Source organism: Streptomyces sp. NPDC054841 (assembly GCF_053611045.1).
The window spans coordinates 1-10821 of sequence record NZ_JBSGZO010000300.1 but is presented as its reverse complement, the minus strand read 5'-3'; the positions used below and the strand labels follow the sequence as shown (position 1 = coordinate 10821).

At 68.4% G+C, this 10821-nt stretch carries 4 protein-coding genes and 1 tRNA gene; 3 read left to right on the top strand and 2 right to left on the bottom strand.

What is annotated here, in order from left to right; genetic code table 11:
- The coding region (locus tag ACWGI8_RS30320) for an alpha/beta hydrolase family esterase (protein ID WP_453665725.1) at positions 1-902 on the bottom strand (902 nt) is incomplete at its 3' end.
- A 118-nt stretch (positions 903-1020) separates the two neighbouring features.
- Here ACWGI8_RS30320 and ACWGI8_RS30315 point away from each other — a divergent pair.
- Positions 1021-1093, top strand: a tRNA-Thr gene (locus ACWGI8_RS30315).
- A gap of 58 nt (positions 1094-1151) precedes the next feature.
- On the opposite strand, the gene ACWGI8_RS30310 is transcribed toward ACWGI8_RS30315, so the two are convergent.
- Positions 1152-3806 carry a SpoIIE family protein phosphatase gene (locus tag ACWGI8_RS30310; RefSeq protein WP_453665724.1) on the bottom strand — a complete coding sequence of 885 codons (2655 nt, stop codon included), beginning with the start codon at positions 3804-3806 and terminating at the stop codon, positions 1152-1154.
- A gap of 267 nt (positions 3807-4073) precedes the next feature.
- On the opposite strand from ACWGI8_RS30310, the gene ACWGI8_RS30305 reads away from it, so the two are divergent.
- Both ACWGI8_RS30305 and ACWGI8_RS30300 read left to right on the top strand, forming a co-directional pair.
- The gene (locus ACWGI8_RS30305) at positions 4074-9560 is read left to right on the top strand and encodes a HAMP domain-containing protein (RefSeq protein ID WP_453665722.1); all 5487 of its coding nucleotides are present in this window, start codon (positions 4074-4076) and stop codon (positions 9558-9560) included.
- Between the two features lie 306 nt (positions 9561-9866).
- Entirely contained in the window at positions 9867-10547 is a 681-nt protein-coding gene (locus tag ACWGI8_RS30300; protein ID WP_453665720.1) for a response regulator, read from the top strand.
- The last annotated feature ends 274 nt before the right edge of the window (positions 10548-10821 follow it).

Sequence of the window (10821 nt, the reverse complement as noted above, 5' to 3'; positions counted from 1 at the left end):
GTCTTCGGGTGTGCCTCGAAGAACTCCCAGATGAGATCGGTCGCGTTGACGCCCGTCTCCGGGTCGCCCATCGTCTGGTCCTTGCTGCCCGGCCATTTGTGGCCCATGTCCGGGAGGCGGTACGTCATGAACTCCGACTTGTCGCGGCACTTCGCCGACGTGCGGGTGTTGTTGCCCCTGACTTTCTCCGGCCGGCCCGCCTTGCAACCCAGACGTTCCGACCAGGACTTGATGCCCTGCTCGAAGTCCTCGTAGTACTTGTCGAGACCGCCGACGAAGGTGGCCACGGACACCGGGACCTTCGGCATGTACGTGGGATTCTGCGCGGCCGTGCCGATGTAGCCGCCGCTGACCGGGGCGATCGCGGCCAGCGTGCCCGGGAGCTCGACGGCGAGTTTGAAGGACATGTCCGCGCCGTTGGAAATACCGGTGGCGTAGATGCGCCGAGGGTCGGCCTTCCATGTGCCGATGAGGCGCTTCGTCATCGCGCCGATGAAGCCGACGTCGTCCTCGCTGCCGCAGCAGATGAGGGCGTTGTACGCCTGGTCCATTCCGTTCGGATAGGCGACGAGGAAGCCTTCCTTGTCGGCCTTGGCGTTGAAGCCGGTCAGTTTGGCGGCGTACGTGCCGTCGGCCGGGTAGGGGTGCATGACGACGACCAGGGGGAGTTGCTGGGTCGGCGTGTAGCCGGGCGGCGCGTGGACCGTGTAGACGCGCTGCTTGCCCTTCCAGGTCATGGTGACCGTCTGATCGCCGGGGCGTGGCGTCTCTTTCGCCGGCTGCGTTGCCGAAGGCTTCCGGGGCTTCTCCTTTCCACTGCCGTCGTCGTCGGTGTTCGCGCTGCAGCCGGCCAGAGGGAACAGCAGGGCCAGAGCGGCGATCTGTAAGTGGCGTATCCGCATTGGCGCATGGTGGCAGCGGCGCGATGGACGGTCCAGAGGAATGGATGGTTCTGAGCACACACGAGTTCGGGGTATGATCTATTCCGTTGCCGCGCGGGAGACCGCGAAAGCGCAACAGGCCCCTATAGCTCAGTCGGTAGAGCGTCTCCATGGTAAGGAGAAGGTCAACGGTTCGATTCCGTTTGGGGGCTCCGAACGGAAGAAGGCCCCCGCCTCACGGCGGGGGCCTTCTTCATGTCCAAATTCCGTTCAGCTCTTGTGGGGCTCCGGGACGCGCATGGCGAGGATGGCCATGTCGTCCGAGGCGGGCTCGGCGGCGAAGCGTTCGACCGCGCGGAGGATGCGCGCGGCGACCGCGCCGGCCGTCAGGCCCGTACAGGTCGTCAGAACGTCGATGAGGCCGTCGTCGCCGAGCATGCGGGTGCCCTCGCGCCGTTCGGTGACGCCGTCGGTCACGCAGAGCAGGACGTCGCCCGGGTCGAGGGTGACGGTCTGCTCGTACAGCTCCAGGTCCTCCATCACGCCCAGCAGGGGCTGTGGCTCGGCCGCCGGTTCCACGGAGCCGTCCTGGCGCAGGCGCAGGGGGAGCGGATGGCCGGCGCAGACGACCTTCAGCAGTGCGGAGCCGTCCTCCTGGGGCCACAACTCGCCGTACAGCAGGGTGAGGAAGCGACTGCGGGCGCCTTCGTCGAGGATCGCCGCGTTCAGCCGCTCCAGGACCGCGGGTCCGCCGAAGCCCTCGCGGGCCAGCAGACGCAGGGCGTGGCGGGCCAGGCCGGTGACGGCGGCCGCCTCCGGACCCGTACCGCAGACGTCGCCGATGGCGAAGCCGTACGCCCCGTCACGGATCGGGAAGAGGTCGTAGAAGTCGCCGCCGACCTCGTTGCCTTCGCCCGCGGCGCGGTAGATGACCTCGACCTCGACGCCCGGGACCTGGGGGAGGCCGGGCGGCAGGAGGCTGCGCTGGAGCGACTGACTGATGGCCGTGCGCTCGGAGTAGAGGCGGGCGTTGTCGAGGGCGAGGGCCGCTCGGCGGGAGAGGTCCTCAGCGAGTTCGAGGATCTCCTGGCGGAAGTGGTCGTCGGAGGGCTTGCCGAGGGTGAGCATGCCGATGACGCGGTTGCGGGCGACCAGTGGAAGGACCACTGTCTCGCCGCCGACCGCGGAGGCCGTGGCCAGGGTCGTACCGATGCCGGAGGCCAAGTGGGTGGCGCCGAGGCCCAGTTCGCGCATGGAGGTGCGCAGAGCGGCCTGGTGGGCGGCGTCGGCCGGTGCGGTCCAGACGCGTGCGCCGGGCGTGGGGACCGGGTCCGGCGGCTGGATCCGGGAGAGCAGTGCCTTCAGGCCGTCGATGCGCTCCTCGTCCTCGTGCAGCACGTACGAGAGGTACGGCTCGGAGGCCTGGTCGGCGATCGTGTAGACCGCGCACCAGGTGGCGAGGGTGGGGACGGTCATCTGCGCCATCAGGGCCAGGGTCTGGTCGCGGTCCAGCGTGCCCGCCAGCAGGTCGGAGGCTTCGACGAGGAAGCTGAGTGAGCCGCGGCGGAGCCGTTCCAGCTCGCCGAGGCGAGCGGATTCGACGGCGAGCGCGATGCGGTCGGCTGCGAACTGCAGGCGCAGCGCTTCCTCGTTGGAATACCGGCCCGAGGCTTCCGCCGCGACGCCGAGGGAGCCGGTGAGGCGGCCCTCGACCTTGAGCGGGACGGTGACCACGGAGCGCATACCGGTGCCGCCGAGCAGCGGGACGGCGCCGGGAACGGCGGTGAGGTCCTCGTGGACGGCGGGCATACGGGCCGAGCCGTACCGGCCGGTGCCGGCCTCGACCGGGACGCGGGCGAACCGCTGCCGTGCGGAGGGCAGCCCGGTGGTGGCCCGTACCTCCAGCTCCGTCTCGTCGTCGGTGGCCAGAAGCAGGAAGGCGGAGTCGCCGTCGAGCATGTCGCGGGCGCGCTCGACCGTGCGCTGGAGCAGGCCGTCGAGGTCGTCGGGGGCGGGAGAGCCGATGAAGACCTCGAAGGGGTCCGCATTGCGGCTCTCGGGTCCGGAGCCGTCCGTGGCGGGGACGCGGACGGGGGTCTGGAGCACCGCGCGCTCGTAGTCGCGGACGAGGAGGCAGACGGTGGAGGCCTCGCCGTGGGTGTCGCGCACGCGCAGATGGGAGGCGTAGACGGGGACGACGCGGCCGTCGGTGCCGCGGATGCCGTAGCTGCCTTCCCAGCGGGACAGTTGGAGGGCCTCGGCGATACCGGTGCCGATGCCCGGGGTGTGCGGCCAGGCGGCGAAGTCGCCGAGGGGCTTGCCCAGAACCTGGTCCGCGGCGTAACCGAAGAGGTGTTCGGCGTCGTCGTTCCATCGGCTGATTGCGCCGTTGCGGTCGATCTGGGCGACGGCGACGCGTACGCGCTCGTCGGCGACCGGGAGGAGGCCGGTGGGGAGAACCGGGCCGGCCGAGCGGGTGCCCACCATGCGCTGCGGCAGATCGAGCTGGAACCAGACCTGCTTGTGGGTCGGTGAGTACTCGACGCCCCAGCGGGTGGCGAGTGCCGCGCAGAGCAGCAGCCCCCGGCCGTTCTCGCGGTCGGGGTGGGCGTGGGTTCTGCCGCCGCCCTGGATGGGGATCTCGCGCTCGGGATAGCGGTCGGCGACCTCGACCCGTACGCCTTCCTCGGTCCGCAGACAGAGCACGTCGGCGGCGGTGCCGGCATGGATCACCGCGTTGGTGACGAGCTCGCTGGTGAGGACCACGGCGTCGTCGACGACGTCGGAGTATCCCCAGCCCTGGAGTGTGTCCCGGACGAAGGCCCGGGCGGTTGCCACCGACCGTCCGACGGGGTCGAAGCTGGCAGCCGCCCGCGCGGTGATCACAGAACTCCTCGTACGCGTCTCGACGCCCGGCTCTGCCATGGTCGGTGCCGCCCCTCCCGGTGCCCGGTGGTAGTCCTCGCGCCATACGCCCCCGCCGGGCGACCGGGGCGGTTGGACAGCCGGATGCCAGGTTACTTACCTTCGCTGTCCGAGCGGATGCCGGTCACCGCCGTTTCCGCCATCCGATGGCGGGGACGCTAAGCGAAGCTGCCGAACTGTTATGGCCTGGTTCGGCTGCGGTGAAACACTGGGCAAGCTTCCAGAGACAGCCCGAGCATGATGGTCAACCCCTGCGGGAGGGACACGGTGGAGTCTGGTGCAACAGCGCGGGGCACTGGCACGCGCGCACAAGGCGGTCAGTCCCGGAGGAATCAGCCACGCGGGGGGACGACGGAGGTGGACACCGCGGCTCTGAACCGGCTGCTGGTGGCCCTCGTCTCGATGCGGGACGGGAACTTCCGCAAACGGCTGACCGTGTCGGGTGACGGCGTGATGACGGAGATCGCGGCCGTCTTCAACGAGGTCGCCGACCGCAATCTTCATCTCACCGGTGAGCTGGCGCGGGTGCGCCGCGTGGTCGGCCGTGAGGGGAAGCTCACGGAGCGGCTGGAGCCCGGGCCCTGCGAGGGCTCCTGGGCCGCCGCGATCGACGCGTCGAACGCGCTGGTGGACGATCTGGCCCGGCCGGTGTCCGAGGTCGGCAGGGTGCTGTCGGCGGTCGCGGAGGGCGATCTGGAGCAGCGCATGGAGCTCCGGTCGCACGCGGCCGAGGGTGATGACGCGGTGCGTCCGCTGCGCGGCGAGTTCCTGAAGGTCGCGCGTACGGTCAACAATCTGGTCGACCAGCTGTCGGCGTTCACCGACGAAGTGACGAGGGTCGCACTGGAGGTCGGCACCGAGGGCAAACTCGGCGGCCAGGCTCAGGTGCGAGGTATGTCCGGTTCGTGGAAGGATCTCACGGATTCGGTGAACACCATGGCGTACCGGCTGACGGCCCAGGTGCGTGACATTGCTCTCGTTACGACGGCGGTCGCCAAGGGTGATCTGTCCCGGAAGGTCACTGTCCATGTGGCCGGCGAGATGCTCCAGCTGAAGAACACCGTCAACACGATGGTGGATCAGCTGTCCTCGTTCTCCTCCGAGGTGACCCGGGTCGCGCGTGAGGTGGGTACGGAGGGGGAGCTCGGCGGGCAGGCGGCCGTGCCGGGCGTCGCCGGTGTGTGGAAGGACCTCACCGACTCCGTCAACACGATGGCGGGCAATCTGACCTCGCAGGTGCGGGGCATCGCGGAGGTCACGACGGCGGTCGCCAACGGTGATCTGTCGCAGAAGGTCACGGTCAGCGCGCGCGGTGAGGTGGCGCAGCTCGCCGAGACCATCAACCAGATGACGGAGACGCTGCGTACCTTCGCGGACGAAGTGACCCGGGTGGCGAGCGAGGTCGGCGCGGAGGGTCTGCTCGGCGGTCAGGCGCAGGTGCCGGGCGCGGCCGGGACGTGGAAGGACCTGACCGATTCGGTCAACACCGTCTTCCGCAACCTCACGACACAGGTGCGGGACATCGCGCAGGTGACGACGGCGGTCGCCAACGGTGATCTGTCGCAGAAGGTCACCGTCGATGTGGCGGGCGAGATGCTGGAGTTGAAGAACACCGTCAACACGATGGTGGACCAGCTGCAGTCGTTCGGTTCCGAAGTGACCCGGGTGGCCCGGGAGGTCGGCGTCGAGGGCCGGCTGGGCGGTCAGGCCGAGGTGCCGGGCGCGGCCGGGACGTGGAAGGACCTCACGGACTCGGTGAATACGGCGTTCCGTAACCTCACCGGCCAGGTGCGGGACATCGCGCAGGTGACGACGGCGGTCGCCAACGGTGATCTGTCGCAGAAGGTCACCGTCGATGTGGCGGGCGAGATGCTGGAGTTGAAGAACACCGTCAACACGATGGTGGCGCAGCTGTCGTCGTTCGCCGACCAGGTGACGCGGATGGCGCGGGACGTGGGTACGGAGGGCCGGCTCGGCGGCCAGGCGCGGGTCGACGGCGTGTCCGGCACGTGGAAGGAACTCACCGACTCCGTCAACTTCATGGCGGGGAACCTGACGTCACAGGTGCGGCAGATCGCTCAGGTCACCACGGCGGTGGCCCGAGGTGACCTGTCGCAGAAGATCGATGTGGACGCGCGTGGCGAGATCCTGGAGCTGAAGAACACCATCAACACGATGGTCGACCAGCTGTCGGCGTTCGCCGAGCAGGTGACCCGGGTGGCCCGTGAGGTGGGCACGGACGGGCGCCTCGGCGGTCAGGCGCAGGTGCCGGGCGTCGCGGGTGTGTGGCGCGATCTGACGGACTCCGTGAACGGCATGGCCGGGAACCTGACCGCCCAGGTCCGCAACATCGCCCAGGTCGCCACGGCGGTGGCTCGCGGTGACCTGTCGCAGAAGATCGATGTGGATGCGCGTGGCGAGATCCTGGAGCTGAAGAACACCCTCAACACGATGGTGGACCAGCTCTCGAACTTCGCGGAGCAGGTGACCCGGGTGGCCCGTGAGGTGGGCACCGAGGGCATCCTCGGCGGCCAGGCCGAGGTGCAGGGCGTCTCCGGTACCTGGAAGGACCTCACCCAGTCCGTCAACTTCATGGCGAACAACCTGACCTCGCAGGTGCGCAACATCGCCGAGGTGACGACGGCGGTCGCCAAGGGCGATCTGTCGAAGAAGATCACCGTCGATGCCAAGGGCGAGATCCTGGAGCTGGTGACCACCGTCAACACGATGGTCGACCAGCTGTCCAACTTCGCGGACGAGGTGACGCGAGTCGCCCGTGAGGTGGGTACGGAAGGCATTCTCGGCGGTCAGGCGCGGGTGCGTGGCGCCACGGGTATCTGGAAGGACCTGAGCGACAACGTCAACACGATGGCCGCCAACCTGACCAGTCAGGTGCGGAACATCTCCCGGGTGTCGTCCGCGGTCGCCCACGGCGATCTGACGAAGAAGGTGACGGTCGAGGCGCGCGGCGAGGTCGCCGAGCTGGCCGACACCGTCAACACGATGGTGACGACGCTGTCGTCGTTCGCGGACGAGGTCACGCGTGTGGCCCGTGAGGTGGGTACGGAAGGCGAGCTGGGCGGCCAGGCCCGTGTCCCGGGCGTGTCCGGTACGTGGAAGGACCTCACCGAGTCCGTGAACTCGATGGCGTCCAATCTGACCGGTCAGGTGCGCCAGATCGCCACGGTCACCACCGCCATCGCCAAGGGCGATCTCACCAAGAAGATCGACATCGACGCCCGTGGTGAGATCCAGGAGCTGAAGAACACCATCAACACGATGGTCGACCAGCTGTCGTCGTTCGCCGAGGAGGTCACGCGTGTGGCCCGTGAGGTGGGCACGGACGGCATGCTCGGCGGCCAGGCGCGCGTGCGGGACGTCGACGGCACGTGGCGGGACCTGACGGAGTCCGTGAACGAGATGGCCGGGAACCTGACCCGGCAGGTGCGGGCGATCGCCGCCGTCGCCACCGCCGTGACCCGTGGCGACCTCAACCTGAAGATCGACGTGGACGCCGCGGGCGAGATCCAGGTCCTCCAGGACAACATCAACACGATGATCGCGAACCTGCGCGACACCACGCTCGCCAACGAGGAGCAGGACTGGCTGAAGGGCAACCTGGCCCGTATCTCCGGTCTGATGCAGGGCAGGCGCGACCTGGACGACGTCGCCTCGCTGATCATGAGCGAGCTGACGCCGGTGGTCTCGGCGCAGCACGGCGCGTTCTTCCTGGCGATGCCGACGGGCGGGGGCGGAGAGCTCGGCTCGGGCGGCGAGAGCTCGTACGAGCTGGTGATGCGCGGCAGTTACGGCTACTCGGCCGGATCGATGCCGATGTCCTTCCGGCCGGGGGAGACCCTGATCGGGACGGCGGCCGAGGAGAAGCGGACGATCCAGGTCAATGTGCCGCCGGGGTATCTGAAGATCTCCTCGGGGCTGGGTGAGGCCTCGCCCGCGTACGTGATCGTGCTGCCGGTGCTGTTCGAGGGGAAGGTCCTCGGCGTGATCGAGCTGGCGTCGTTCCAGCCGTTCACCCAGATCCAGCGGGACTTCCTCAACCAGATCGCCGAGATGATCGCGACGAGCGTCAACACCATCAGCGTCAACACCAAGACCGAGGTGCTGCTCAAGCAGTCGCAGGAGCTGACCGAGCAACTGCGGGAGCGCTCCGAGGAGCTGGAGAACCGGCAGAAGGCGCTGCAGTCCTCCAACGCCGAACTGGAGGACAAGGCAGAGCTTCTGGCGCAGCAGAACCGCGACATCGAGGTGAAGAACACCGAGATCGAGGAGGCCCGGCAGGTGCTGGAGGAGCGGGCCGAACAGCTTGCGGTCTCCATGCGCTACAAGTCCGAGTTCCTGGCGAACATGTCGCACGAGCTGCGCACACCGCTCAACTCGCTGCTGATCCTCGCCAAGCTGCTCGCCGACAACGCCGACAGCAACCTGACTCCGAAGCAGGTGGAGTTCGCCGAGACGATCCACGGCGCCGGCTCCGATCTGCTGCAGCTCATCAACGACATCCTCGATCTGTCGAAGGTCGAGGCGGGCAAGATGGACGTCAGCCCGACCCGTATCGCCCTCGTCCAGCTCGTCGACTATGTGGAGGCGACGTTCCGGCCGCTCACGGCGGAGAAGGGGCTCGACTTCTCGGTGCGGGTGTCGCCGGAGCTGCCGGCCACCCTGCACACGGACGAACAGCGGCTGCTTCAGGTGCTGCGCAATCTGCTCTCGAACGCCGTGAAGTTCACCGACACCGGTGCGGTGGAGCTGGTCATCAGGCCGGCGAACGCCGATGTGCCGCAGTCGATCCGCGAGCAGCTGCTGGAGGCGGGCTCGCTGCGCGACGCGGACGGCGACCTGATCGCCTTCTCGGTCACCGACACCGGCATCGGGATCGCGGCGAGCAAGATGCGGGTCATCTTCGAGGCGTTCAAACAGGCCGACGGCACGACCAGCCGTAAGTACGGCGGTACCGGCCTCGGCCTGTCCATCAGCCGTGAGATCGCGCGGTTGCTCGGTGGCGAGATCCATGCGGCGAGCGAGCCGGGCCGCGGTTCGACGTTCACGCTCTATCTGCCCCTTCACCCGAGCGAACTGCCGCCGCAGGGCTACCCGCAGCTCGTGCCGGGCCCCGAGGCGCCGATGGCCGTGCTCGACGACACGGCGGTAGTCGAGGCGGGCCGGCAGTCCCCGCCGGAGCCGACGCCGAGCGCCAACGCGCACCCCGGTCCCGCGACGCTCTTCCGGCGCCGCCGCAAGGCCCTGGGAACCACGGACCTGCGCCACGCGCTGCCCGGCCAGTCCGCCGCGGCACAGGAGCCCTGGGGGGCGCAGCAGCCGCAGGAGGCGTCCGACGAGCCCCGCCGCACCTTCGAGTTCCACAGTGAGAAGGTGCTCATCGTCGACGACGACATCCGTAATGTCTTCGCGCTCACCAGTGTGCTGGAGCAGCACGGTCTGTCGGTGCTGTACGCGGAGAACGGGCGCGAGGGCATCGAAGTCCTCGAGCAGCACGACGATGTGACGGTCGTACTGATGGACATCATGATGCCCGAGATGGACGGCTATGCGACGACGACGGCGATCCGCAGGATGCCGCAGTTCGCCGGGCTGCCGATCATCGCGCTCACGGCGAAGGCGATGAAGGGTGACCGGGAGAAGGCGATCGAATCCGGCGCGTCCGACTATGTCACCAAGCCGGTCGACCCTGATCATCTGCTCTCCGTCATGGAGCAGTGGATGCGCGGAAAGTGACGAAGGCTGGTCGCGTGCACATCACAGTCTGATTGCGGACTGTACGGATTCTCGTAAGTTGCTGACTGGCTGTGGCCGAAGGCGTGTGAGGGGCCGATATTCGGGGAACCTTCTGGTCTCCCACTGCGTTTCTGCTACGTGCACAGTGACATCGCGGTGACAGGGTGTGGCGACGGGCGGGGTGCGGCTACCATGACCGGCACAAGGACGGGCGACGCAAGGGAGTCGTCCCCTGGGGCGGCGCCCGGTGCTTCCCCCGGCTCTTCGAGCTGGGGAGACCCCAAGCCGGGGCGAGGAGGGCGAGGCATGGTGCAGAAGGCCAAGATCCTCCTGGTCGATGACCGGCCGGAGAATCTGCTGGCGCTGGAGGCCATCCTCTCTGCGCTCGATCAGACGCTGGTGCGGGCATCGTCAGGGGAGGAAGCGCTCAAAGCGCTGCTGACGGACGACTTTGCGGTCATTCTGCTGGACGTCCAGATGCCAGGAATGGACGGTTTCGAGACCGCTGCGCACATCAAGCGGCGGGAACGGACCCGGGACATTCCGATCATCTTCCTGACCGCGATCAACCACGGTCCGCACCACACCTTCCGCGGTTACGCCGCGGGCGCGGTGGACTACATCTCCAAGCCGTTCGACCCGTGGGTCCTGCGCGCGAAGGTCTCCGTCTTCGTCGAGCTCTATATGAAGAACTGCCAGCTGCGCGAGCAGGCAGCCCTGCTCCGCCTCCAGTTGGAGGGCAGCGGGCACGGCACGGGCGACACCAAGGAGCCGGCGGGCCTGCTCGCCGAACTCTCCGCGCGTCTGGCCGCAGTTGAGGAGCAGGCGGAAGCGCTCTCCAAGCAGCTCGACGACGATTCGGCGGATGCGGCAGCCGTCGCCACCGCCGCCCATCTCGAGCGCAAACTCACGGGTCTGCGCAGGGCGCTGGACGCCCTGGAGCCCGGTGCGGGCACGGGTACGGCGACTCTCCCCTCGCAGAACTAGCGGCCCGGAGAGGGCCCCTCGGCTGAGTAAACGTCAGTTTCCGGGCGCGGTACGAACGACACGAACGGGTGAAGCGGTGGGCACACGTGTCCGCCGCCGTTCACACCGGTAACCTCACCACCATGGCCTCACGTACGTCCGGCAAGGGTTCCCAGGGCGCGGCGGGCACCGCGAAGCCGCGCGCCGGCCGTACGACTGGCGCTGCGAAGAAAGCGGCGCCCGCCAAGAAGCCCGCGGCCAAGAAGACCGCCACCAAGAAGACCACGCCCGCCAA